This window comes from Modestobacter caceresii (assembly GCF_000761485.1).
In the GTDB taxonomy this organism is placed as follows: Bacteria; Actinomycetota; Actinomycetes; order Mycobacteriales; family Geodermatophilaceae; genus Modestobacter; species Modestobacter caceresii.
Genome location: NZ_JPMX01000075.1, coordinates 102,740 through 127,113, shown reverse-complemented (window position 1 = coordinate 127,113; position 24,374 = coordinate 102,740). Strand labels below are relative to the sequence as shown.

Genomic DNA, 24,374 nt, shown 5'->3' with positions numbered 1-24,374 from the left:
GCAGGGGTCCGCCCGGGGGTGCAGGTGGGACGGCGGAGGTCAGCGCGCGGGCCGATGCGCGCCGCGGGTGGGCTGCGGTCGACTGGGGGAGCACCGCACCCCAGCCGAGGAGCACCCGATGTCCGCACCGCACGCCCCGACGTCCGCCGGTGGGCCGGCGTGGTGACGACGGCGTCCCGGCCCACCCGGTCGCCCGCACCGGCCCCGCAGCCACGGCGGGTGTCCTGGGGGCGCCGGGCGCTGCGCCGTGCGGTCCGGGCCATGGTCGCCCTCGCCCTCGTCGGGCTGCTCTTCCTCGCCGTGGCCTGGCAGTTGACCCCCGACGTCGGCGACGCCCGGGACCGGGTGGACGCCCGGCTGGCGGCCGCCGCAGCGCCGCCGCTGTCCGGGCCACTGCCGGCGCGGCTGTCGGCGGCCGTGCTGGCCCCCGAGGACAGCCACTTCCGCAGCCACCCGGGCGTCGACCCGCGCGGTGTGGTGCGGGCGGCCCGCGGAGCGCTGACCGGCGTCGACCTGGGCGGGTCGACGCTGCACCAGCAGCTGGCGAAGAACGTCTACGAGGGCGGGGAGAACGGGTTCACCGACCGGGTCTCCGCGGTGGTGCTGGCGCTGAAGCTGGACCGCACGTGGAGCGAGGACGCCGTGCTCCGGATGTACCTGGACGACGCCTACTTCGGGCACGGCTTCACCGGTGCCACCGCGGCGGCGCAGGGGTACTTCGGCGTGCCGCCCGAGGAGCTCAGCTGGGCCCAGGCCACGCTGCTGGCCGGCCTGCTGCAGGCCCCGAGCGCCTACGACCCGGTGCGACACCCCGACCGGGCCGCCGGCCGGCAGGAGCACGTGCTGGACCGGCTGGTGGACGTCGGTGAGCTGACCCGTGCCCAGGCCGACGAGGTGGACGCCGACCCCTGGGGCCTGGTCGTCGGCTGACCGGCCGGTTTCCGCTGCCGACCTCCCGGGCACCGCCGTCCAGACAGCAGGTGACGACGGAGGGACTCCCCATGCAGGTCGGCTACAAGCTCGCCACCGAGGCGTTCAGCCCCACGGAGATCGTCGAGCAGACGGTGGCGGCCGAGGAGGCCGGCTTCGACTTCGTCGAGCTGAGCGACCACTACCACCCGTGGCTGGAGGAGCAGGGCCACAGCGGGTTCACCTGGTCGATGCTCGGGAGCATGGCGGCGAAGACCGAGCGGATCGGCCTGGCCACCGGCGTGACCTGCCCGATGATCCGGTACCACCCGGCGATCATCGCCCAGGCCGCCGCCACCGTGCAGCTGCTCTCCGGCAACCGCTTCACCCTGGGCATCGGGTCCGGTGAACGGCTCAACGAGCACGTGGTCGGGGGCGGCTGGCCCGCCGTCCGGATCCGGCACCACATGCTCCGCGAGGCGCTGGAGATCATCAACCTGCTGTGGCAGGGCGGCTACCAGTCCTACGAGGGGAAGTACCTCACCCTCGAGGACGCCCGGGTGTTCGACCTGCCCGACCAGCTGCCGGTGATCGCCGTCGCCAGCGGCGGCCCGGGGGCCTCCAAGCTCGCGGCCCAGTACGGGAGCGGGCTGTTCGCCACCGAGCCGAAGGCCGAGCTCGTCGAGGCCTACGCCGAGCACGGCGGCAGCGGCCCGAAGTACGCCGAGGTGCCGATGGCCTGGGCGCCGGACGAGGACGCCGCCGCGCAGGAGGCGCTGAAGACCAGCCGCTGGGCGCTGTCCGGCTGGAAGGTGATGAGCGAGCTGCCCAACCCGGTCAACTTCGACGCCGCCAGCAGCACGGTGACCGCCGAGGACGTCAAGGGCCAGTTCTCCTGCGGCCCGGACCTCGACCGGCACGTGCAGCAGGCGCAGCCCTACGTCGACGCCGGTTTCGACCACCTCGTCTTCCAGAACGCAGGTCCGGACCCGGACGGGTTCCTCGAGGTCTGCAAGAGCGAGCTCATCGAGCGGGTGCGTTCGCTGACCCCGTCGTCCTGACCCCTGTGCGAGGTGCGCCGTGAGCCGGGAGGAACGGTGGGAGCGCCGTCTGGCACTCCCCGTCCTGGTCGCGGCGCTCGCCTCGGTGCCGGCGATGTTCCTGACCTTCGCCGGCGGGCCGCTGGGCACCGCCGGCCGCTGGGTGGACGTCGCCAGCGGGGTCGTGCTCGTCGGCGAGGCGGTCGTGCTGCTGGTCGTGGCCGAGGACAAGCGTGCCTGGATCCGGGGGCACGTGGGGTTGCTGGCGCTCAGCTTCGCCGTGCTGGTGGCGATCGTGCTCGCCGTCGGACCGGTCCAGCTGCTCCGGCTGGTCCGTGCGGTCGGCGCGCTCCGGGTGCTGCGGGCCGGCCGGATCGTGCGGGCCGCCCGGGAGCTCGCCGACCGCCTGGGGTGGACCGGCCGGGCCTCCGCCGTCTTCGCGGCCGGGGCGGGTCTGCTGGCCGCCGTCTTCGTGGGTGTGGTCCTGGCGGACCCGACCTCCCGCTCCCGGTCGCTGCTCACCTGGGCGCTCGGCCCCGTGAGCCCACCGGTGGTCGTGGTCCTCTCGGTGATCGCCGGGGCCCTGCTGGGCGGGGCGACCTACCTGTTGGCCCGGGACAGCGGTCTGGGGGACGCGCCGGACGACGAGGACGAGGACGGGGATGCAGCCCGGGACGCCGACGAGGGCCGGCCGGCGTCCAGCTGAACGAGACCCCCCGGGGCCGGTTGAGCGCGCGCTGGGCGGGCACCGACAGGGGAACACCGGGCAGACGAGACGAAGGAGAACACCATGGGACTGATCAGCAAGCTCACCAAGGGCGCGGTCGCCAAGAAGGCCATGACAGAGGCGAAGAAGCCGCAGAACCAGGCCAAGATCAAGAACGCCATCTCCTCGATGCGCGGCAAGAAGAGCGGCGGCACCGGCACCAGTCGTCGCGGCTGACCCAGCGTCTCCCCTCGCCGGGACGAGGTCAGGGCCCGCACGGGTCCGGGCCGACGTCACCGACGTTGCGGCTGATCGAGCCCAGCAGCTCGATCAGCCGCGCGCGGTCGGCCTGACTGAGGTCCCCGACCGTGCGCCGCTCCAGCTCGGCCCAGATCTGCTCGACCCGCGCACGCAGCGCCCGGCCGCTCGCGGTCAGCGACACCAGCACCACCCGACGGTCGTCGGTCGACCGTTCCCGCTGCACGAACCCCGCGTCCTCCAGTCGGGAGACCGCCTTGACGGCAGTCGGCGGCTCGACCCGCAGCGCCCGGGCGAGTTCGCCGGGCGAGCGCGGCTCGTGCTCCCAGAGCTGCATCAGCAGGAGCTCCTGGCCCGGGTAGAGGCCGACCTCCCGCAGCAGGGTCCCCGCCAGCGTGCGGTGCGCCCGCGCGACCGCCGGGATCAGCGCGCTCACCGGCCCGACCGCCGCGACCGACGACGCACCGTGCGCGTGCTCCTGCTCCAGTGTGCCCACCCCCGGAATGAAAGACAGCCGGCTATTGGTTAGTCGGCTACAGGAGCCGCGCGAGGCGGTCCCTGGTCCGAGGGAGTACAGCATGGACAGCAGCATCCCCAGCAACGACAGCCCGCTCGTCGCCGTCGTCGGCGCGACCGGACAGCAGGGCGGGGCGACCGCGCGGGCGTTGCTCGCCGCCGGCGTGCGGGTCCGCGCGCTGGTGCGCGATCCCGGCAAGGCCACGGCCCAGGCGCTGGCCGCACGCGGCGCGGACCTAGTGCACGCCGACCTCCGCGACCCGGAGTCGCTGCGCACCGCATTCCGCGGAGCCGACCGGGTGTTCGCGATGACCACCTTCGCCGACGAGCGCGGCGTCGACGGGGAGGTGCAGGACGGCCGGGCGCTCGCCGATGCCGCAGCCGAGTCGGGTGTCGGGCACCTGGTGTACAGCTCGGTCGGCGGCGCGGAGCGGGAGACCGGCGTGCCGCACTTCGAGAGCAAGCGCCGGGTCGAGGAGCACATCGCGGCGCTGGGGGTGCCCGCCACCTTCCTGCGGCCGGTCTTCTTCCTGGACAACCTGACCGCCCAGGGACCGACGGTGGAGGACGGCGTGGTCGTGGTGCGGTTGCCGCTCCCGGCCGACGTGCCGCTGCAGATGGTCGCCGTCCAGGACATCGGCGTCGCCGCCGCAGCGCTGCTGCGGGAGCCTGGCCAGGTGCCCGGCGGCTCGGTCGAGCTCGTCGGCGACGAGCGGACCGGTGCGCAGATCGCCGCCGCGTTCGGAGCCGCAGCGGGACTGCCCGGCCGCTACGAGGCGCTGCCGCTGGCGGTGCTCGGCGGGGACGAGGACATGACCCGGATGTTCCGCTGGTTCGCCGAGCTCCCCGCCTACCAGGGTGACCTGGCCGCCAGCCGGGCGCTCGTGCCCGACCTGCACGACCTGCCCGGGTGGCTGCAGAGCACCGGCTGGACGCCGGCCGGCTGACCCGACGGGGCTGATCCCGCCGCCGAGCGCGGGGTTCCTGCCACGTCGGGCCGGACCCGGGACGGAGGGCACGGTCGGCGGCCAGACTGCCGTCCGTGCCCCTCGACGACCTCGTCCCCGACACCGCCGCTGCCGCCTCCGCGTTCGAGGTGGCCCAGGCCTTCCACTCACCCGCGCTGCTGAACCACTGCCGGCGCGCCCATCTCTGGGCCGCCGAGTACGGCCGGGAGCGTGGGATCGCCTTCGACGCCGAACTGCTCTACGTGGCGGCGATGCTGCACGACATCGGGCTGGCGCCGGCCTTCGACAGCGCCACCGTGCCGTTCGAGGAGGCCGGCGGCGCGGTCGCCTGGGTCTTCGGCGCGGGCGCCGGGTGGGACGCCGGCCGCCGTCGCCGCACCGTCGAGGTCATCGTCGCCCACATGGCACCGGAGGTGGACGTCGCGACCGACCCGGAGGGCCACCTGCTCGAGCTGGCCACCGGGCTGGACGTCTCCGGCCGCCGTCCCGACGACTGGCCGGCGGCCTTCCGGGCCGAGGTGCTGGACGCCCACCCCCGGTTGGGGCTGGCCGAGGAGTTCCTCGGTTGCTTCACCGAGCAGGCCCGCCGCAAGCCCTCGTCCCTGGCCGGGCAGTTCGTCGCCGAGGGCTTCGCCGACCGGGTGCGGGCCAACCCGCTGGACGGGGTCAGACGCTGAGCAGACCGGACGGCTGCTCGGTGAGCCGCCCGGCGGCCACGGCGTCGGCCAGGGCGGCGTCCAGCAGCGGCAGCAGGGCCGCGGTGCGCCGGCGGTGGCCGAAGACCTCGAGCGTCCGGAGCTGCAGCTGGTCGCGGGACAGGCCGGTGCCGGCCCGGCACAGCGCCACCATCGCGTTGGCGATCTCCTGCGGCGCCACGTGCTCCAGCGGGCGTGCGGTGCTGCTGGCCTGACGGCGGAACCAGCGCCATGGCGCCCGGTCGATCGAGGCGGGCCACAGGAAGTCGCCGTCGACGGCGCTGGCCGGCAGCAGCGCCAGCAGGGCGTCCCGCCGGGCCTCGGTCACCCGGGACAGTCCGAACGCCGCGGCGGTGAGCCGGGCCAGCCGGTCGCGGTGCACCGGCCCCTCCGCCTTGAGGCCGGCGGTGAGCACCCGGCGGACCAGCCGGGCGACGGCGGGGTCGCTCAGCTGGTCCAGCTGCTTCTTCTCCCCGGCGGGCTTCGGCGCCCAGGCGATGAACGGCTGTTCCTCGTCCAGCGGCGCACGGCTGCGGGCAGCCTTGGCGGGCGCCTTCGGCGACGTCCCGGCGGCGCGCTTCGGCGGGGCCGGTGCGGGCGTCGCCGCTGGCTGCGGGGCGACCGGCTCCGGGACGGCGGCCGGCTCGGCGACGGCGACCGGCTCGGGGTCCGTCTCGGCCACGACGGGCTCGACCACGACGGGGTCGGGGTCGGGCTCGGGGGCCGGCGTGACCCGGGCCGCGAGCGGGCGGAGCGGGATGACGTCGGCCAGCGGGCCGTCGTAGGGCGGCTCCTCGACCTCGACCCGGACCTGGGGCTCGACGGCTGCCGGGGCGGGGGACGCCGCCTCCACCACCGCCTCGAGCGCGGTCAGCACGGCCTCGCGGTCGGCCAGCCAGCTCGGCAGCCACACCCGCTCCACCGCCGGCCAGCGCAGCTCCCGGAGCACCTCGACCGGGAGGCCGTCGCGGTCCCCGACCGTCTGGCGCCCCGCCCAGGCCGGGCCGTCGAGCAGCACGGCCAGCACCGGGGCGTCCGGCGCCGACTCGCGGGCGACGGTCAGGTCGAGGCGGAAGCCCGACAGGCCGACGTCGGTGCGCACCACCAGTCCCCGGGCGCGCAGCGCGGCGGCCACGTCGTCGCGGTGCCGGTCGAGCGACGTCCCGGTGCGGGGGAGTGCATCGGTGCCGCGGGCGGCGAGGTCGAGGTAGGCGCGCAGGTGCTCGACCCCCGTCGACGTGGTCTGGTCGGCGTCCAGCTGCTCGGGGGCGAAGGAGCTGACGACGACGACCTGCCGGCGGGCGCGGGTGACGGCCACGTTCAGCCGCCGCTCCCCGCCGCTGCGGCTCAGCAGCCCGAGGTCCAGGGGCAGCCGGCCGCGCGCGTCGGCGCTGAAGACGGTGGAGAGGAAGACGACGTCCCGCTCGTCACCCTGCACGTTGTCCAGGTCCTTGACGAAGAGCCCCTCGCCGTCGCTGCGGTCCAGCGCGTCGACCACCCGCTGGTCACCGGAGTCGCGCAGCAGCTCCTCGATCAGCGTCCGCTGTGGCGCGGTCGAGGCGACCACCCCGATCGACGGCACCGCCGGGGCGGCCGAGGAGAACCGGCGCACGACCTCGGCGACGACCGCGCGGGCCTCCACCGGGTTGGTGCGCAGGCCGGGGCCGGAGCGCACGAAGGTGCCCTCGACCTGAACCAGGGAGACCCCGTGGCCGTCCGGGGCAGCAGCGGCCGGCCCGTGCGCCGGCGCCGGGAAGGAGGAGAGCCGGCCGCCGTAGTACCGGGCGTTGCTGAAGGCGATCAGCGACTCGTCCTGGCTGCGGTAGTGCCAGGTCAGCCGCTGCTGGGGCACCCGTGCCTGCACGCACTCGGTGAGGATGCTCGCCTCGGTGGGGATCGCGTCGGTGTCGGCGTCGTCGTCGAGGCCGGCGGTCAGCGGGGGCAGCTGCGCACTGTCCCCGACCACCACCGCGGACCGGGCCCGGCCCAGGGCGCCGACGGCGTCGGCCACCCGGAGCTGCGAGGCCTCGTCGAACACGACCAGGTCGAACTGGTCGGCGACCGCGGGGAGGAACCGGGCCACCGACTCCGGCGTGGCCAGCACGCAGGGCAGGACGGCGGTGATCAGGTCACCGTGGGTGGCGAGCAGGCCGCGCACCCCCAACCGCTGCTCGGCCAGCTCGCGCAGCAGGGCACTGACCTGATCGCTGCTGGCGGCGTCGAACGGCCGGGCGGCCAGCACCGCGGCCGGCACGGCGTCGACCAGGTGGGACCGCACAGCGCGGGACGCTGCGCCGAAACGGGCGAGGGTGCGCTCGTGCAGCCCGGCGTCGAACGTGTCCAGCCCGGTGGCCTGCTGCCGCTCGAGGACCGAGGCCTCGGCCAGCCCCCGGTCGAAGGCACGCACCGCGTCGTCGGCGGGCACCGCGCCGTGCAGCAGCTGCAGCCGCGCCTCGGTGAGCCCAGCCAGCCGCAGCGGTTCGAGGGTGTCCAGCAGGCTGACCCACCGGCGCAGGGACATCGGGTGCACGTACTCGACGCCGCGCTCCGGCCGGGTCATCGTCCAGCGCAGCACCAGCCCGTCCTCGCCGCTCCACGCGCCCAGCTGCGCCGAGCTGCTGGCGCAGACCGTCAGCAGCTGGCGGAGCGCGTCGCGTAGCCGGGCCACGGTGCGGGCCCCGAAGGCGTCGGTCACCGGGCCGGCGGTGAGGAACCTGCGTACGGCAGCGGGGAACCCGGCGCTGCCGTCGACCGTGGCGGCGGCGCGGCGCAGCCAGCGCACCTCGGCGTCGAAGACCGACCGGCCCGGTTCGGTGAAGGGGTTCCACCCGGGCGGCACCTGCAGCCCCGGGATGCCGGCGGCGCGCGAGGCCAGGGCCCGGACGGCGGTCTGCACCCGCCGCAGCTCGGCGGTCAGCTCGGGGACGTCGCCGGGCTTGATCGAGGCGCCCGGACGCAGCGCCGGGGTGAGCTGGTCCCGGACGGCGGCCAGCTTGCCGCGCCGCGCCACCCAGCTCGCCGCGGCGGCCTCCTGGGCCTGGACGAACAGGTCGGCCAGCGGCAGGTCGAGGGCGGCCGGGGTGAGCGCCTCCAGACCGGGGTGCGGCGCGGCGGCCAGCGCGGCGATCTCGCCGAGCAGGTCGTCGGTGGCCGCCGTCCAGCGTGGGGAGCGCACCTCGTCGAGCACGGCCAGCCCGATCCGGGGGCCGCCGAGCAGGTGCACCAGGGCGTCCAGGTCCTCCGGGGTGCGGACGGCCCGCAGGACCGCGGCCAGCCCACCCTCGCCCGGCAGCTCCCGGATGGCGGCGTCGACGGCGACCGCGGCCTGCTGCACCTCGGTGATGTCGAGTTCGATGGTGTCGATGAAGGCCCACGCGTGCCCGGCCGACGGGCGGGCCAGGCCGGCGATGTCCGGCAGCAGCGCCAGCGCGCGGTGCACCTCGGTGACCACCTCGGCGGTGGCCCGAGCGGCGAAGCGGGCGGTCACCGGCAGCGGGTCGACGTCGGCGGCCGCGGCCAGCACGGCGGTGCGGGCGGAGTAGAGCGACAGGCCCGCAGGGTTGTCCGCGTGCAGCCGTTCCGCGTAGTGCTGCAGGCTGCGCCGGGCCGACCGCAGCTCCTCGGCGTCGGCCGCCAGGCCCTGGGCGTCGACGTCGACCGTGTGCTCCAGCGCGGCACGGATCTGGGCCCGGACGACGGCCGGTCGGCTGCCCTTGTCGTGCAGGTCGAGGGCGAACGGGCCCATGCCGACCGCGTCGAGACGGCGGGCGACGACGTCCAGCGCGGCGCGCTTCCCGGCGACGAACAGGACCCGCTTGCCCTCGGCGACGGCCCGGGTGAGCAGGTTGGTGATGGTCTGGGACTTGCCGGTGCCGGGCGCGCCCTCGAGCACGAACGTCCGCCCGGCGGTGGCCTCGGCGATCGCGTGCAGCTGGGCGGCGTCCGCGGGCGCCGGGCACTGCGCGGCGAGCTCGTCCAGGTCGACCGGGTCGGCGGGGGCGGGCGCCGGGTCGACGAAGGCCTCGGTCGGGGCGTGCACCAGGTGGGCGACCAGCGGGTTGGACACGAACTCGGCCCAGTGCTCGTCGAGGTCACGCCACAGCCGGTACGCCGCGACCGGCAGGACGGCCAGGTCCGCGGTCGCCTCGATCCGGTGGGGGAGCGAGGCGGCGGCCAGCGCCGCACGCAGCGCCTCCACCGCCGTGGCCGGGTCGATGTCGGCGCCGTCGTCGGCCAGGGCGCTCAGCCCGGGCACGGTGAGCCCGTGCACCCGGCGGAGCTGCTCCAGCAGGCAGCCGTTCGGCAGGCTGTTCCCGGCCTCGTCGACCGTCAGCCGGTACCCGCCGCCGTGGGCGGGTGGGGTGAGCAGGACGGGGACGAGCACCAGCGGTGACCGCAGCGGGCGGCCGTCGAGCTCCCAGACCAGGCTGCCCAGGGCGAGGTACAGGCCGTTGGCGCCGGTCTGCTCACCCACCGTGCGCACCCGGTGGGCGAGGCCGCGCAGCCGGGACGGGTAGTCGGCGTGCAGGACGTCGACGTGCACCGAGCGACGCTCGGTGAGCTGCTGCAGCAGCTGCTGGGATGGCAGGTCGCCGGCGGTCCGCACCCCGGGGTCGGCCTGCACGCCGGCGACCCGGTCACTGGGCAGGAGGGTCAGCGTGGCCCCGCCGCTGACCAGTTCCGCCAGCGTCGCCAGCGCGTCCTGCGGCACGGTGAGCGGCAGCCCGGAGCCCTCGGTGGAGTCGATCAGCCGGTTGCGCGGGCTGAGGTCGAGCAGGTCGTCCTGCCACTGCTGGACCCGGGCCGGGGGAGGCGGGCGGTGGTCGGCCCCGGGCGCCGTCGGGTCGTCGGGGAGGGCCGGGTCGTCGGGGAGGGTCGGGGCCTGGCCCGCGGTCGGGTGCGGCTCGACCACCTGGACCGAGCCGTCCGCCGAGCGGGTGTGGACGGGCAGCGGGCGGACGCCGTCGAGGCGGGCGCGGTGGACGTCGGTGACACCGAGGACCCGGGAGAGGTCACCGGACAACCAGGCGGTGTAGGCCGGGCCGTGCAGGTCGGGCGTGGTGTTGCCGCGGTCGGTGAGCAGGGTGGTCTCGACCAGGCCGATCACGCGCTGGTCGACGAGGTCCACCAGTGCTGCCACATCGGTGGTCGCAGCCGTCTCGGCGCTGCGCTCCTCCCGCCAGTAGCCCAGGAAGGCGTGCCCCTCGACCACCCACAGCAGCGGGCGGAGGCCGACGTGCTCCAGGGCGGCGGCGAGGGTGAGGACGGTGTCCAGGCAGGTGCCGGCCCGACCGTCGAGGACCTCACCGGGGTCGCGGACGTGCTGCCCGGACCCGGTCCAGTCGGCCGGCGGCTGACCGTGCCGGACCTCGCGGCGGCGCACCGCCCAGGTGATCGCCTCGACCACCTCGTCGACCCGTTCGGGCCCGTCGGCGTAGCCGGTCATGCTGCTGCTGTCGGTGCCCTCCTGGAGGAGGGTGGCGGCGTCGGCGACCAGCGCGGTGATCGCCGGGTGCTGCGGCTGCACGTGGGCGGCGAGCACCTCCAGGGCCAGCGGCAGGGGTGTGGCCAGCCACTGGGCGGCGGCCAGCACCGTCACCGGCACCCGATGCTCGGCCAGCACCTGGCCTGCGGCCGCCAGCTCCACCTGCACCCAGCCCGGACGGCGCTCCCCGCCCTGCCGGAGGGTGGCGGGGTCCAGGGTGAGGCCGACGTCGTCGATCACCGTGGTGCGGCCGGCCTCGAGGTCGACCAGCCGCTCGACGGCGGGGGCGAGCTCGCCCTGGGCGTCCTGCACGGACAGCCGGAGCGCCGCCCCGCGGACGGTCGACGTGCTGCCGGCGAGGGTGAGCCGGGAGACGACCGGCACGGCGAGGGCGGCGAGCGCGTAGCTGACCACCGGGCTGACCCTGAGCTCGACCGAGACCGACGGCGAGGACGCCGCCGCCGGGCCCTCGGAGCTCACCTGGAGGTCGGCCGCGTTGCGCATGGAGTCTGTGTACCTGGTCGGACGGACCGTTCCGCTCAGGCGAGCCGCTCGTGGGACGGGTGTGACAGCCGATGTCCGGTGAGGTCTCGGTGCGCCGATCAGCTCGCCGGCGGTGGTGGCGCCGCGGCCCGCTCGGTCAGAGCCGGGCGAGGGTGTCGCAGTCGGCGCAGAGGGCGTCGTAGAGCTCGGCCTGCGGGGGCCACGGCACCGCTTCGTCCCGGGCCACGTAGGCGCCGCAGAGAGCGGTACGGCCGCGTGCCCCGCTGAGCCCGAGGGTGGCGTGCGCCGGTCCGATGAGCCGCGCCGTCTGGCCGGCCGGGTCGTTCAGCGAGCCGACCATCATCACGGCCCGGGCCGTGCGGTAGGGGAAGGCCATGGCGCCACGATGTGAGACGCCGGCGGCTGCGACGCGCGCAACACGCAGGCCGTGTCCGGGGTGTCACCTCACCAGCCCCAGCCACCCCGGCAGGCGCCCCGTGGCCCGGCTGGACCGACCCCGGACACAGCAGTACCGCCACCGTTGGCCCTCCCCCGGGCCAACGGTGGCGGTACTGGGACTGCTGTGCGTGCGGACCAGCGGGCTGGTCCGCAGTCGGTCAGGCGGCGAAGCCGGCCCGGTCGACCTTGCGGTGGTAGCGCTCACCGAGCTTGCCGCCGAGCACGGCGCCCAGCAGCGTGACCAGCAGGACGGCGACCAGGGCGATGATGCCGGCGGTCGTGAGGGTGCCCTCGTCGATCGGGATGCGCGGCAGGTTCAGGTCGGAGAGCACGTTGAACTCCGAGCCGAGGACCGCGCCGGCGATGGCCAGGGCGAGGACGACCAGCAGGCCGACCACCCACACCGCGATGCCCTGGCGCACACCGTCGAAGCGGGCCATCCGGCCGGCGACGTAGCCACCGGCCAGGTAGGCCAGGAAGAGGACGACGAGCAGCGCGATGCCGCCGCCGATCCCGATGCCGCTGGCGTTGGACGCGGCCTCGTCGACGGAGGGGACGCCCTCGGTCAGCCCGATGGCGACCCCGGCGGCGGAGATCGCCGCGATGAGCAGGACGGCCAGGCCGTTGGCGGACAGCCAGCCGAAGAAGGCGGCACCCCACTTGATGCCACCGAAGCGGTCGTGCTGGCGGTCGACGGCGTCGTGGACGGTGCCCCGGCTGGCGCGTGCGCCGGTGCCGGGGTCCACGTCGTTGTTGCGGAAGCTGGTGGTCTTGTCGCCGACCGAGGTGCTGCGATCGGACGGGTCGGAGGGGGTGGTGCTGCCGGTCATGGTCGCTCCAGGGAAGAAGACGTCACGGTCGGCGGGCGAGCAGCCGCACGCCGACCGTGACGGGTACAGGGCGACCGGTGGGCGGGGCTGGCCGACGCGGTCGCGGGGTGGTGCGGGGTCGGCCCGCTGTGTGGCGGGCCGACCCGGTGGATCAGCGGCGGTCGGTGTCCCGGACGCCGTCGACGTCGCTCTCGATCTGCTCCTTGCGGACCGTGTCGGTCACCGTCTCCTGCTCGGTGACCGTCTCGGTGTCCAGGCGCACGCGCTCGACGGGGACGGTCTCCTTGGCGACGACCGGACGCTCGGCGTGCAGCACGACCTCGTGCTCCTCCTCGGAGATCGCCGGGCCGGCCAGCGCCTCGTCGCGGTTGGCGTCGGTGATCGGCTCGCGCTCGAGCCGGACCTCCTCGTGGGAGACCGGGACGGTGGTCGTCACGTCCTCGGTGACGACGTACTTGCGCAGGCGGGCCCGGCCGGCCTCGACCTGCTGGGTGCCGACCCGGATCTGCTCCTCGGAGCGGGTCATCGCGTCGTCGGTCGTCGGGCCGGACGTGTCGTGGCCGACGGTGCCGTGCCGGTTGGCGTCGGTCCCGACGGTGTCGGTCCGGGTGGTGTCGGTCCGGGTGGTGTCGACCCGGGCGGTCTCGGTGCCGACGCCGACGCCGTAGTAGCGGTAGAGCTCGGTCTCCTCCTCGGGGCTGAGGTGACCCTGGTCGGCGTCCACCCGGGGGGCGTCCTTGACCTTGGACTTCTGGTAGGGGACGCGGAGGGTGCCGTCCGCGACCGTGGCGTCGGTCAGCGGGACGAAGGTCTCCGAGGTGCCGAACATGCCGGTGCTGACGGTGGCCCACTCGGGGCTGCCGGTCTGGTCGTCCAGGTAGACCTGGCCGACCTTGCCGAGCTTGTCGCCGTCGGCATCCACGGCGTTGCTGCCGATGATGCTGGTGATGTCCTGCTGCGTGATCACGGGCGTTCCCTTCGGAGGATCTGGTGGACCGGTGTGCACCGTCTCGGGACGGCCGGTCGTCAGACACCTCTGTGCCCGCTCGTTTACGGCGTAAACGCCATCCTCGTCGGACTCTCCGACCCAGCGGGGGCCGGGCCGGGCGCGATCAGAGGTCGCCGACGTCGCCGCCGGAGTTCTTCGCCTCGTGCAGCAGCCGGTCCAGCCGGTCCAGCAGGTTCTCCAACGACTCCTCGAACTCCGCCGCCGACTTGTCCTGACCGAGCAGCGGCTCGGTCCGCGCCAGGTTCGGGTACTCGGCGAAGTCGGTCTCCTTCTGGGCCTGCGGGTCGCCCTCGGGCTGGTCCAGCAGGCTCACCTGCGCACCGATCTGGGTGACCTCGAGCAGCAGGTGGCCGAGCAGGAAGCTGGAGTAGGCGCGGTACGCGGCGACGGCGGCCTGGTCGGGGAAGCCGCCGTCGTGCAGCGTGCCGAGGAAGGACTCGACCAGGCGCAGGCTGCGCAGCGGTGGGCGCACCCAGGGCGCAGCCGGCGGACGGCTGGCGACCAGCGGGAAGACCGCCGGGTGGGCGAGGGCGATCCGGCGCATCCCGTGCGCCAGCCGGACCAGGTAGTCCTGCCAGCCGGAGTGGTCACCGATGTAGACGTCGTCGCCGTCCTCGTCGTCCCAGAGCGTCTCCACGACACGGTCGACGACCCCGTCGAGCAGGTCCTCCCGGCCGGGCACGTACCGGTACAACGCCATCGCCTCGACGCCCAGCGTGGAGCCCAGCCGGCGCATGGTGAGGGCGGCCAGGCCCTCCTCGTCGATGAAGTCGACGGCGGCCTGCAGGATCTTGTCCCGGTCCAGGCCGGCTGGACGGGTCAGTTCGCTGGCCGCCTCGGGGCCCTCCTGCACGGCCACCAGGTCGGGGTCGCGCACGTCGTCACTCGTCTGGTCACGCGTCTGGTCACGCGTCTGGTCACTCATCGTCGCCACCGTTCACCTCCTCGTGTCCCCCCACTGTCCACGCCCTCGCCCGTGCGCGGCACGGCTCTCCTGGCGGCTGCCCAGTGCGAGGGAGCTGCGCACGCCCGGATGTGACGACGGTCATCGCCAGCCGACCGCTTGCTGTTGTTGGCACCCGGGTCACGCTGGGCATGCAGCAGGGGTCCGGTCACACCCAACCCGTTGGAGTCCCCATGACCGACACCACCCCCCTCCTCACCCAGCTCCGCGCCCTGTTGGCGCTCACCCACACCGAGGAGCAGATCGCTCGGATCCGGGTCGCCCAGGCGCGCACCGACGCCGTCCGCCGGGAGCTGGAGCAGAACGCCCAGCACGCGGCCGAGCGCAGCACCGCCATCGCCGACCAGCTGCGCGAGCTCGGCGGGGTGACCGACGTCGTCACGCCCGTGCTCGGCCGGCTCGGCGCCCTGGTCAAGGGCACGCTGGAGCAGGCGGAGCCGATCGACGAGGCGCTGCTGCAGGACCTCCAGCTGGAGCACCAGCTCCTGGACCGCGCCACCTACCTCAGGGTGCTGGCCGACACCGCCGGGCAGGCGGAGGTGAAGGCGCTCGCCGAGCGGCTGATCAGGGCGCACTCGGCCACCGTCGAGTGGCTCACCGTCGTCCTCGCCGAGCAGGCCCTCGGTGGCCCCGCGGCGCTGGTGGCCACTCCGTTCCAGCGGGTGGCCGGTGGCGCCACCAAGCTGGCGAACCTGCCGGTCCGGTTCGCGGCCAACACGGTCAACCGGGCCGTGGACACCGCGCAGCACGCCGGTGAGCAGGCCGGTGCCCTCACCGGCGCCGTGCGGGAGACCCTCGCCGTGGGCCGGCTCGCCTCGCTCCGCCGGGCCGAGCGCATCGCCGAGCGGGAGGGCGACAGTGCCGCGGCCGAGGCGGTCGCCGCCACCCGCCGCGAGCTCGGGGACCTCACCGCCGACGAGCTGCCGATCACCGGCTACGACTCGATGTCGACCGCGCAGATCGCCACCGCGGTGGAGGAGCTCGACGACCCGCAGGAGATCGACGCGGTCATCCGCTACGAGGAGGCGCACAAGGCGCGCTCCAGCGTGGTGAGCGCGGTGCAGACCCGGCTGGCCGCCCTGGCCAAGGAGGCCGTCGGGATCCCGGACTGAGCGCCCCGGCTCCGGGCCGCCGTGCGGCGGGTCGGAGCCGGGCACGTGCCGCGTCCGGCCGACCACCGTGTGCGAGGCCACTCGGCCGTGCACGAGACGCTGGTCACGATCGGGTTACAGCGTGCTGGCTTCGGGAAATGCTCTTCCTCATGACCACTGTGCCTGAGGTCGCCACCACCCCCGAGGTGCTGGAGAGCGAGTTCTCGCTCGTGACCGCCGTGACCCGGCTGGACTTCCTGAGCCGGCGCGACAACGTCGCCGTCGACGGCCCCAACGACCGTGCGGACGACGACGACGACTGGGCCAGCTTCAAGGCCCTCGGCACCTCGCTGGACGTCGACGAGGCCCTCGAGCTGCTCGCCCTCGGTGAGGTCGTCGCCCGCAAGGCCCACGCCCACCGCCAGCTCGGCATCCGAGCGGCGCTGCGCGGCGGCGCCGACTGGCAGCAGATCGGGCGGGCGCTCGGCATCTCGCCGCGGGCCGCCTGGGAGCGGCACGTCAGCTGGCTGGACGGCCAGGCGGCAGCGCGCCGCGACGGGGACGTCGACGCGCTGGATGCCGACACCGTCGCCGCGGCCCGCCAGCTCGCCGGCCGCCGGCCCGCCTGACCCGCTACTCGAAGTACCGCCGGGGCACCTGGACCAGCATCTGGTCCAGGTGCCCTTCGCTCGCTCCGCGCTCCCGCAGCATCGGCAGCACGTCCTGCGGCACGTGGGTGAAGTTCCAGTTCGGCATCGCCTGGGTCATCGCGGTGCGCGCCTCCCCGGGGAACCAGTCGATGTAGCAGCTGGCGTCCTGGCTGAGCACCATCCGGTCGGCGTACCCCTGCTCGGCCAGCGCGACGATGGTGTCCACCCGCGCGCTGGTCGGGTTGTAGAGGTCCAGGCCGAACCGGTCCATGCCCAGGATGCAGCCGGCGTCGGCCAGCTCCTTGAGGTGGTCGAGGTCGTTGCTGTCGCCGGCGTGGCCGATGACCACCTTGGTCAGGTCGGCGCCCTCCTCGCGGAGCACCTGGACCGCCAGCCGGCCGGTCTGTGCGGCGGCCGAGGTGTGCACGGTGATCGGCACCCCGGTCTCCCGGTGGGTGGCTGCGACGGCCCGCAGGGTGCGCTCGACGCCCGGGGTGAGCCCCTTGGCCTCCACGGCGCACTTGAGGAAGGCGGCGTGCACGCCGGTGTCGGCGATGCCGGCGCGGACGTCCCGGGTGAAGTCGTCGACCATCGGGTCGGTGGGTGTCTCGATGAGGGTGCCCGGCCCGCGATGCGCGTACTGGAACGGGATCTCGTCGTAGGTGTACAGCCCGGTGGCCACGATGATGTTCAGCTCGGTCTGCGCCGCCACCCGCTGCACCCGCGGCAGGTAGCGGCCCAGCCCCCACACCGTCGGGTCGACGATCGTGTCGATCCCCAGCGCCTTGAGCTCGTTGAGCTTGGTGACGGCGTCGGCGACCCGCTCCTCCTCGTCCCACCAGTCGCCGGTGCCGTAGTTCTGCTGGTGCTCGGTGGACAGCACGAACACGTGCTCGTGCATGAGGGTGCGGCCGAGGTCGGCGGTGTCGATCGGGCCGCGGACGGTGTGCACGGTGGGCATGCGAGCTCCCTTGCTCGGGGTCAGGTCACCGGTGCAGCACCGCGAACGTGGCGACGGCGTGCACCAGGCTGCGGCCATCCTGCTCGACGTCGGCCTCGCACACCGTCAGGTGCTCGCCCTGCTTGCTGACCCGGCCGGTGACCTGGAGGGTGCCGGGACCGCCGGGCCGCAGGTAGGTGACGGTCAGCTGGCTGGTGGCCGGGACGTCGTCCTCCCCGGTGCGGCTGCGCACGGCGTGGCCCATGGCGGTGTCGACGAGGGTGGCCAGCACCCCACCGTGGAGCGTGCCCGCCTCGTTCAGGTGCTGGTCGGTGACGTCCAGCTGCAGCTGCGCCGTCCCGTCCTCCGCCGTTCGGCCGTACACGCCCAGGGTCTCCACGAAGCTCGTGTCGCTCATCCACCGCAGCTACCCGGGGCGGTCGACGGCACACGGTCGCCCGGTGGGATGCGCGGTCTGGTGGTCTGATGGGGCACCCGGCTCCTGGAGGACGACGTGCAGCAGGTGACGCTCGCCTACGGGCGCGGAGGGCTCCCCGTCGAGCTCCCGGACGACGCGGCGGTGATCACCCCCGTGCAGCACCCGGCCGCCCCGGACGTCGCCGCCGAGCTGCGCCGGGCGTTGCGCGAGCCGGTGAGCGGGTTGCCGCTGCGGGATCGGGTGCGGCCGGGGCAGACGGTGGCGATCTCCGCCTGCGACGGCACCCGCGCCCAGCCCCGGCACCTGATGATCCCGGCGGTGCTCGAGGAGCTCGACGGCGTCGTGCGTCTGGAGGACGTCGTCGTCCTGGTCGCCACCGGCACGCACCGGGCCAACACCGAGGCGGAGCTGCGGGCGATGTTCGGCGACGAGGTCGTGGACACCGTCCGGATCGTCAACCACGACTCCCGGGCGAGCGACACGCACCGCTGGATGGGCACCTTCGGCGACGGGGTGCCGGTCTGGCTCAACGAGCAGTGGGTGGACGCCGACGTCCGGATCACCACCGGCTTCGTCGAGCCGCACTTCTTCGCCGGCTTCTCCGGTGGGCCCAAGATGGTCGCCCCGGGCCTGGCCGCGCTGGACACGGTGCTGGTGCTGCACGACGCGAAGCGGATCGGCGACCCGCGGGCGACGTGGGGCGTCACCCAGGGCAACCCGGTGCACGACGACGTCCGGGCGATCACCGCGGGCACCGACGTGACGTACTCCTTCGACGTCGTGCTCAACACCCGGCAGGAGGTCATCGCCGCGTTCGGCGGGGACACGCTGGAGATGCACGCGGTGGCGATCGAGCGGGCCCGCGAGGTGGCGATGGCACCGGTGGACGCGCCGTTCGACGTCGTCGTCACCACCGGTTCGGGCTTCCCGCTGGACCAGAACCTCTACCAGTCGGTGAAGGGCATGTCGGCGGCCGCGCAGGTCACCCGGCCCGACGGGCTGATCGTCTGCGCCGCCGCCTGCGAGGACGGCTTCCCCGACCACGGCTCCTACCGCGAGGTGCTCACCTCAGCGGCGTCACCGGAGGCGCTGCTGGAGCTGATCTCCGCCCGCGAGCAGACCGTGCCCGACCAGTGGCAGGTGCAGATCCAGGCGCGGATCCAGTCGGCGCACCGGGTCGTGATGCACACCGACCACCTCACCGACGCCCAGCTGGCCGAGGCCCACCTGGGGCAGACGACCGACATCGCGGCCACCGTCGCCGAGGCGGTCGCGGCGGCGGGCCCCGGCGCGCGGGTCTGCGCGCTGCCGGAGGGCCCGCAGACGATCCCCTATGTGAAGGGCTGACGGTCCGCCCCCGGCCCGGTGTCAGCGCTGGGGGAGGAGGAGGGCCTGGTCGGGGTAGCACCAGGCCCAGTGCTCGCGCGGCTCGGCGGAGGCGACCACCGGGTGCCCGGTCGCGGTCGCGTGCGCGGTGGCGTGCCGGTGCGGTGAGGAGTCGCAGCAGGCCACGTGGTCACAGCTCAGGCAACGCCGCAGGTGCACCCACTGCCCGCCGTCCCGGAGGCAGTCCGCGCACGCCTCGGCCGGGCCGGGTGCGGCCGGCAGCCCCTCGGCATGCCGACAGACGGCCTCCCCGTCCACCCGCCAGGACATGGCCGGTCAGTGCGTCCGGCTCAGCGGCAGCCGGACGCAGAACGTCGTCCCCTCCGGACCGGTCGTGTACGTCAGCGACCCGCCGTGCCGCCGCTCGATGATCCGCCTCGCGTTGTCCAGTCCCAGCCCGCTCCCGTCGCCGGCCCGCTTGGTGGTCACGAACGGCTCGAACAGGTCCTGGCGCACCGCCTCCGGCACCCCCGGGCCGTCGTCGGTGACCTCCACGAACACCGCGTGCTGGTCGGCCCGGGTGCGCAGGGTCAGCACCCCGGACCCGTCCATCGCGTCGGCGGCGTTGTCGATCAGGTTGGTCCAGACCTGGTTCAGCTCGGCCGGGTAGCCGGGCACCGGCGGCAGGTCGGCGGCGTAGTCACGGTGCACCTCGATGCCGGTGAGCTTGCGGGCCAGCATCACCAGCGTGCTCTCCAGCCCGGGCTTGACGTCGACGTCGGAGTGCCGGGCCTGGTCCAGGTGCGAGTACTGCTTCACCGCGCCGACGAGGGAGGAGATCCGGGTGGTGGCCTCCTCGATCTCGTCTATCAGCGCCTCGGTCTCCAGGGTGTAGCGCAGCCAGCCGAACGCGGCGTCCCACTCCAGTCCGGAGTCGACCTGCTCCACGACGTCGTCCACCCACTGCGCGTCCATGCCGGAGCCGGCGAACACCGGTGCGAGCTCCAGCGCCTGCTCGACGCCGATCTCCTCCAGCCGGTCGGCGATCGCGTCCTCGAGGTCGCTCTCCTGGAGCGCGGTCAGATCGGCGTGCGGCTTGAGCGCCCGCTCGACGGACATCTCCTGCGTCTTGATCAGCCGGCCGACCAGCTCGGGGGAGAGCCCGGCCTCCGACAGCAGGCCGAGCTTCCGGCGCATGCCGGCGACCCGGGAGCGCAGCTGCTCGGTGGCTCGCACCGCGGCCGCTGCCGGGTTGTTCAGCTCGTGGGCGAGGTTGGCCGACAGCGTCCCCAGCTGCACCAGGTGCTCGCGCTGGCGCATCGTCGACTCGGTCATCCGGATGCCCTCGTACAGGCCGTCGAGCAGGTGTACCGCCATGGGGCACAGCCGGTGCACCAGCGCGGCGAAGTCCTCGGCCGGCAACCGCAGGAACCGGCTGGGCCGGGTGGTCCGCAGCGTGGTCTGGAAGTTCGGGTCGCGGCTCTGGGTGAACGCGCGGACCGCGCCGGCGTAGGCGCCGCGGTGCGTCGTGTCGTTGAGGACGACGTCCTCCCCGTCGGTGTGCTTGGACAGCAGCAGCCCACCCTCCAGCAGCACGTACAGCGCGTCGGAGGGCTGTCCCTCGGCGAAGACGACGACGTCGGCGTCGTACACCCGCACGTCGCTGTGCTCGGCCACCCAGCGCTGGTCGGCGTCCTCCAGCTCGGCGAACAGGAACAGGCTGCGCACCTCGGCGAGGTCGACCCCCGAGGAGGGCCCGTGGCTCGCGGTCATCTCAGTTCGCCTCCAGGTAGCGGTGCACGAGCGTGACGGCCATCGCGCCCTCGCCGACGGCGGAGGCGACCCGCTTCACCGACTCGGCGCGGACGTCGCCGGCCACGAACACGCCGGGCACGGAGCACTCCAGGTGGTACGGCGCCCGGGTCAGCGGCCAGTCCCGCGGCGGGCGGCCCGCCTCGTCCAGCAGCGCCGGCCCGGTGCGCAGGAAGCCGCGGTCGTCGCGCAGGAACGCCTCGCCCAGCCACTCGGTGGGCGGCGAGGCGCCGATGAACACGAAGAGCCGGGACGCCGGGACGACCTCGGTGGCACCGGTACGGGAGTCGGCGAGCACGAGTCGCTCGAGGTGGTCGGCGCCCTCCACGGCCCGCACCTGGGTGCAGGTGCGCACCTCGATCAGCGGGTCGGCCTCGATCCGGGCGACCAGGTACTCGGACATGCTCTGCCGGATGTCGGTGCCCCGGCAGAGCACCACCACCTTGCTGGCGAAGCGGGCGAAGTGCAGCGCGGCCTGGCCGGCGGAGTTGGCCGCGCCGACGACGAAGACCTCCTCGCCGGCGCAGTCGGCGGCCTCGTGCGCGACGGCGCCGTAGTAGACGCCGCGGCCGGTGAGGTCGGCGGCGCCGTCGGCCGGCAGCAGCCGCCAGGAGACGCCGGTGGCCAGCACGACGGCGTGCGCGGCGACCTGGCTGCCGTCGGCGAAGAGCAGCGCCCGGCCATCGCCCTTGGGTGCGATCTGCACGACCTCGGCGGCGGTGAGGAGTTCGACGCCGAACCGCACGGCCTGGTCGCGGGCCCGCTGGGCGAGCTCGCTGCCCGACACCCCGAGCGGGAACCCGAGGTAGTTCTCGATCCGGCTGCTCTGGCCGGCCTGCCCGCCGGTGGCCGTGCGCTCGACGAGCAGGGTGCGCAGCCCCTCGCTGGCCGCGTACACCGCCGCGCCCAGCCCGGCCGGTCCGCCGCCCACCACCACGACGTCGTAGAACGGGCTGCCGGCGGTCGTGGCCAGCCCGACCTGCTGGGCGACCTGCTGGAGGGTGGGCCGGCGGAGCACGGTTCCCTCGGGGAAGAGCAGGGCCGGCAGCGTCGCGTCGTCCGCCAGGTCGGCGGCGGTGCGGATGCCGGCGGCGTCCTCGCCCTGGAGGTGCCGGTAGGGCACCTGGTTGCGGGCCAGGAACTCCTTGAGCTGCTGGGTCTCCGCCGACCACTGGTGGCCCAGCAGCGTGATGCCCTCGAACGGCGCCCGGGCGGTGCGCGACCAGGCCTCGAGCAGCTCGTCGAGCACCGGGTAGAGCAGCTCCTCCGGCGGGTCCCAGGGCTTGAGCAGGTAGTGGTCCAGGTCGACGTCGTTGATCGCCCGGATCGCCGCGTCGGTGTCGGCGTAGGCGGTGAGCAGGACCCGCTTGGCCGTCGGCGCCAGGTCCATCGCCTGCTCCAGGAACTCCACGCCGGTCATCCCGGGCATCCGGTGGTCGGCGAGGAGCAGGGCGGCGGCCTCGCCGCGCGCGGTCAGCTCACGCAGCACGGCGAGCGCGTCGCGGCCGCTCTCGGCGCGGACGATCCGGTAGCGGTCGCCGTAGTGGCGGCGCAGGTCGCGGGCGACGGCGCGGCTGACCGCGCGGTCGTCGTCGACGGTGAGCAGGACAGGTCGCGCGGGCACGGCACCTCCGGTCGGGGCCGTCGAGGTGGACCGCCCCGGTGGGCAGGCCCCCGATGGCATCTCCATCCAACCGGGTGCAGGTGAACGGCGGTAGTCCCGATCGGCCGCGGGCCAGCTCTGGCACGTCGGCCCGCGGCGCGGCAGGGTGACGTCATGACCGCGCCCGCGCACGAGCCCGGAACCCGTCGATGACCGCGCCGGTCGAGACGCTCGGCTGGTGGGAGGACGGCGAGCGACTCCTCGGGACGGCGCTGGGCCGGCTGACCGACGAGGATCTCGACGCGCCGTCCCTGCTGACCGGCTGGTCGCGGCGGCACCTCCTGGCGCACCTGGCGGCCAACGCCGACGCGCTGGTGAACCTGCTGACCTGGGCGCGCACCGGGGTGGAGACGCCGATGTACGCCTCGATGGAGGCGCGGGACGCCCAGATCTACGAGGCGGCACAGCTGCCGGCCGCCGAGCTGCGCGCTGCCGTGGTGGCCGCGACCGGCCGGCTGGCAGCCGCGGTCCGTGGCCTGCCGGAGGAGGCGTGGGCAGCCCAGGTGCGGACCGCGCAGGGGCGCCAGGTGCCGGCCGCGGAGGTGCCCTGGATGCGCTGCCGGGAGGTGTGGGTGCACGCGGTCGACCTGGACGAGGGCGTCGCCTTCACCGACCTCCCGGACGACGTCCTGGCCGCGCTCGTCGACGACGTCTTCCGGATGTGGGACCGCCGCGACTCCGTGCCCGACGTCGCGTTGTTCGCCGGTGACCGGGAGTGGGGCACCGGCGCCCTGGCCGTCGCCGGTCCGCTGCCGGCGGTCGCGGCGTGGGTCACCGGCCGCAGTGCGGGGGAGGAGCTGGAGGCCGACGGTCCGCTGCCGACGCTGGCGCCCTGGCTCTGACCGGCCTGCCGACTCAGCCGGCGGGGCGGTCCCGCGGCATCGCCAGCGCAGCGAGCAGCGCCGCGCCCAGCACGGCGGCGCTGACGGCGAAGGCGACCTGGTAGGAGAAGGCGTCGGTGAGCCAGCCGGCGACCAGCGGCCCGGCCACCGCGCCCAGGTCGGCGACCATCTGGAAGACCGCCACCACCCGGCCGCCTCGGGCCGGGCTGACGTCACCGACCACCGCGGCCGGCACGCTGGCCAGCAGCGAGGCGCCCAGCCCGAAGGTGGCCATCGAGAGCAGGAACGCGGCGGTGGTCGGCGGCAGCACCAGGACCGCGATCGCCGCGGTGGACAGTGCCGAACCGAGCAGCAGCGAGGGGCGGCGACCCCAGCTGTCCGCCAGCCGCCCGGCGCGCAGCAGCCCGACCGCCTGCGCCACCGACCCCGCGAGCAGGCCGGCGCCGGCCCAGGCCACCGTCTTGCCCAGCTCCTCGGTCACGTACAGCGGCACGAGGGAGTTGCGGACGCCGAACAGCACCCAGCCCACGCCCAGGTTGGCCACCAGCGCCGCGACGTAGGCCCGGGACCGCAGCGCCGCGCGCAGCCCGCCACCATCGGCGCCCGCGGGGGGCACGGCCACGGCCGAGGGGCCACCGCCGCGCACCTGGTCAGCCGCGGGGTCCGGGTCGGCCGCGGCTCCCGCGACCGGGGGCAGCGCGGCCGGGCGCAGCAGGACCAGCGCGACCACCCCCGCGACCAGCAGGAAGCCGCCGTAGACGAAGAACGGCAGCCGCGGGGAGACCTCGGCGAGGAACCCGCCGGCCGCCGGGCCGGCGATGCCGCCGAGGATGAAACCGCCCTGGTAGGTGGCCGCAGCCCGGCCGCGCTGGGCCGCCGGTGCCGTGCGCAGCAGCAGCGAGAGGGCGGCCACGGTGAACATCGCGCTGCCGATCCCGCCGGCCGCGCGCAGGGCGACGAAGAGCGGGAAGTTGCCGGCCAGGGCGGCCGCGGCGGTGGCGACCGCGACGATCGCCAGCCCGGCGGCGAGCACGGCGCGCTCGCCGATCCGCTCGACGAGGGAGCCCCCGGCGAAGGCGGAGACGAACCGGAAGAAGGCGAACGCGCTGACGGCGAACCCGACGGCGGTGGTGCCGACCCCGTAGTCGCGGACGAACAGCGGGATCGCCGGGGCGACGATTCCGAAGCCGAGGGCGACGACGAAGGCGACGATCGCCAGGACGCCGACCTCGCGGGGGAGGGGGGCGTCCTTGCTGCGATGTCGCACGAGCGCCGATCCTCACACGCGG

At 74.8% G+C, this 24,374-nt stretch carries 22 protein-coding genes; 10 read left to right on the top strand and 12 right to left on the bottom strand.

Going from position 1 to position 24,374, the window contains the following annotated elements:
- Positions 1-219: 219 nt before the first annotated feature.
- The 4 genes from IN07_RS15650 to IN07_RS25860 all read left to right on the top strand — a co-directional run bounded on the left by IN07_RS15650 (position 220) and on the right by IN07_RS25860 (position 2,892).
- Entirely contained in the window at positions 220-930 is a 711-nt protein-coding gene (locus tag IN07_RS15650) for a biosynthetic peptidoglycan transglycosylase (protein ID WP_197058498.1), read from the top strand.
- Positions 931-1,001: 71 nt separating this feature from the next.
- A complete protein-coding gene (locus IN07_RS15645; protein ID WP_036337090.1) occupies positions 1,002-1,970 on the top strand; it encodes a TIGR03557 family F420-dependent LLM class oxidoreductase in 969 nt (322 codons plus the stop codon).
- Between the two features lie 19 nt (positions 1,971-1,989).
- Positions 1,990-2,655, top strand: coding sequence for a hypothetical protein (locus tag IN07_RS15640; protein WP_052091330.1), 666 nt, complete (start codon positions 1,990-1,992; stop codon positions 2,653-2,655).
- An 84-nt stretch (positions 2,656-2,739) separates the two neighbouring features.
- Positions 2,740-2,892, top strand: a complete 153-nt coding sequence (locus IN07_RS25860) for a hypothetical protein (protein WP_164700248.1) — start codon at positions 2,740-2,742, stop codon at positions 2,890-2,892.
- Between the two features lie 28 nt (positions 2,893-2,920).
- On the opposite strand, the gene IN07_RS15635 is transcribed toward IN07_RS25860, so the two are convergent.
- Positions 2,921-3,409, bottom strand: a complete 489-nt coding sequence (locus IN07_RS15635) for a MarR family winged helix-turn-helix transcriptional regulator (RefSeq protein ID WP_052091329.1) — start codon at positions 3,407-3,409, stop codon at positions 2,921-2,923.
- Between the two features lie 82 nt (positions 3,410-3,491).
- Here IN07_RS15635 and IN07_RS15630 point away from each other — a divergent pair, with 82 nt between their 5' ends.
- Positions 3,492-4,376: an NmrA/HSCARG family protein gene (locus IN07_RS15630; RefSeq protein WP_052091328.1), complete on the top strand. Its 885-nt coding sequence runs from the start codon at positions 3,492-3,494 to the stop codon at positions 4,374-4,376.
- A 95-nt stretch (positions 4,377-4,471) separates the two neighbouring features.
- Positions 4,472-5,074, top strand: a complete 603-nt coding sequence (locus IN07_RS15625; RefSeq protein WP_036337088.1) for an HD domain-containing protein — start codon at positions 4,472-4,474, stop codon at positions 5,072-5,074.
- Here IN07_RS15625 and IN07_RS15620 read toward each other — a convergent pair.
- The 5 genes from IN07_RS15620 to IN07_RS26730 form a co-directional block, all read right to left on the bottom strand.
- Positions 5,064-11,081 (bottom strand): DUF4011 domain-containing protein, encoded by a 6,018-nt coding sequence (locus IN07_RS15620; protein WP_036337085.1) that lies wholly within the window; start codon positions 11,079-11,081, stop codon positions 5,064-5,066. The genes IN07_RS15625 and IN07_RS15620 overlap by 11 nt on opposite strands.
- Positions 11,082-11,217: 136 nt before the next feature.
- Complete coding sequence (locus tag IN07_RS15615; RefSeq protein WP_036337084.1) at positions 11,218-11,457, bottom strand: hypothetical protein; 240 nt, start codon at positions 11,455-11,457, stop codon at positions 11,218-11,220.
- Positions 11,458-11,677: 220 nt separating this feature from the next.
- Positions 11,678-12,349: a hypothetical protein gene (locus tag IN07_RS15610; protein WP_156119217.1), complete on the bottom strand. Its 672-nt coding sequence runs from the start codon at positions 12,347-12,349 to the stop codon at positions 11,678-11,680.
- 151 nt (positions 12,350-12,500) lie between these two features.
- Positions 12,501-13,316, bottom strand: coding sequence for a DUF2382 domain-containing protein (locus IN07_RS15605; RefSeq protein ID WP_036337083.1), 816 nt, complete (start codon positions 13,314-13,316; stop codon positions 12,501-12,503).
- A gap of 145 nt (positions 13,317-13,461) precedes the next feature.
- Complete coding sequence (locus tag IN07_RS26730) at positions 13,462-14,283, bottom strand: TetR/AcrR family transcriptional regulator (protein WP_081975460.1); 822 nt, start codon at positions 14,281-14,283, stop codon at positions 13,462-13,464.
- 212 nt (positions 14,284-14,495) lie between these two features.
- Between IN07_RS26730 and IN07_RS15595 the strand changes: the two genes are divergently transcribed.
- Both IN07_RS15595 and IN07_RS15590 read left to right on the top strand, forming a co-directional pair.
- Positions 14,496-15,434 (top strand): hypothetical protein, encoded by a 939-nt coding sequence (locus IN07_RS15595; protein ID WP_036337081.1) that lies wholly within the window; start codon positions 14,496-14,498, stop codon positions 15,432-15,434.
- Positions 15,435-15,583: 149 nt separating this feature from the next.
- Entirely contained in the window at positions 15,584-16,042 is a 459-nt protein-coding gene (locus IN07_RS15590) for a hypothetical protein (RefSeq protein WP_036337270.1), read from the top strand.
- A gap of 4 nt (positions 16,043-16,046) precedes the next feature.
- On the opposite strand, the gene IN07_RS15585 is transcribed toward IN07_RS15590, so the two are convergent.
- Positions 16,047-17,024, bottom strand: a complete 978-nt coding sequence (locus tag IN07_RS15585; RefSeq protein ID WP_036337078.1) for a phosphotriesterase family protein — start codon at positions 17,022-17,024, stop codon at positions 16,047-16,049.
- A gap of 25 nt (positions 17,025-17,049) precedes the next feature.
- Positions 17,050-17,421 (bottom strand): PaaI family thioesterase, encoded by a 372-nt coding sequence (locus tag IN07_RS15580; protein ID WP_036337077.1) that lies wholly within the window; start codon positions 17,419-17,421, stop codon positions 17,050-17,052.
- Between the two features lie 96 nt (positions 17,422-17,517).
- On the opposite strand from IN07_RS15580, the gene larA reads away from it, so the two are divergent.
- Positions 17,518-18,789 carry a nickel-dependent lactate racemase gene (larA, locus tag IN07_RS15575; protein WP_036337076.1) on the top strand — a complete coding sequence of 424 codons (1,272 nt, stop codon included), beginning with the start codon at positions 17,518-17,520 and terminating at the stop codon, positions 18,787-18,789.
- Between the two features lie 21 nt (positions 18,790-18,810).
- Here the strand turns inward: larA and IN07_RS15570 are convergent, their stop codons facing one another.
- The 3 genes from IN07_RS15570 to IN07_RS15560 are packed head-to-tail and all read right to left on the bottom strand — an operon-like array spanning position 18,811 to position 22,204.
- Positions 18,811-19,098: a UBP-type zinc finger domain-containing protein gene (locus IN07_RS15570; protein ID WP_036337075.1), complete on the bottom strand. Its 288-nt coding sequence runs from the start codon at positions 19,096-19,098 to the stop codon at positions 18,811-18,813.
- Positions 19,099-19,104: 6 nt separating this feature from the next.
- The gene (locus IN07_RS15565) at positions 19,105-20,541 is read right to left on the bottom strand and encodes an ATP-binding protein (RefSeq protein ID WP_036337074.1); all 1,437 of its coding nucleotides are present in this window, start codon (positions 20,539-20,541) and stop codon (positions 19,105-19,107) included.
- A gap of 1 nt (position 20,542) precedes the next feature.
- The gene (locus tag IN07_RS15560; protein WP_036337073.1) at positions 20,543-22,204 is read right to left on the bottom strand and encodes an FAD-dependent oxidoreductase; all 1,662 of its coding nucleotides are present in this window, start codon (positions 22,202-22,204) and stop codon (positions 20,543-20,545) included.
- A 188-nt stretch (positions 22,205-22,392) separates the two neighbouring features.
- On the opposite strand from IN07_RS15560, the gene IN07_RS15555 reads away from it, so the two are divergent.
- A complete protein-coding gene (locus IN07_RS15555) occupies positions 22,393-23,085 on the top strand; it encodes a maleylpyruvate isomerase family mycothiol-dependent enzyme (RefSeq protein WP_036337072.1) in 693 nt (230 codons plus the stop codon).
- 13 nt (positions 23,086-23,098) lie between these two features.
- Here IN07_RS15555 and IN07_RS15550 read toward each other — a convergent pair whose 3' ends face one another.
- Entirely contained in the window at positions 23,099-24,352 is a 1,254-nt protein-coding gene (locus tag IN07_RS15550; RefSeq protein WP_036337070.1) for an MFS transporter, read from the bottom strand.
- Between the last annotated feature and the right edge of the window lie 22 nt (positions 24,353-24,374).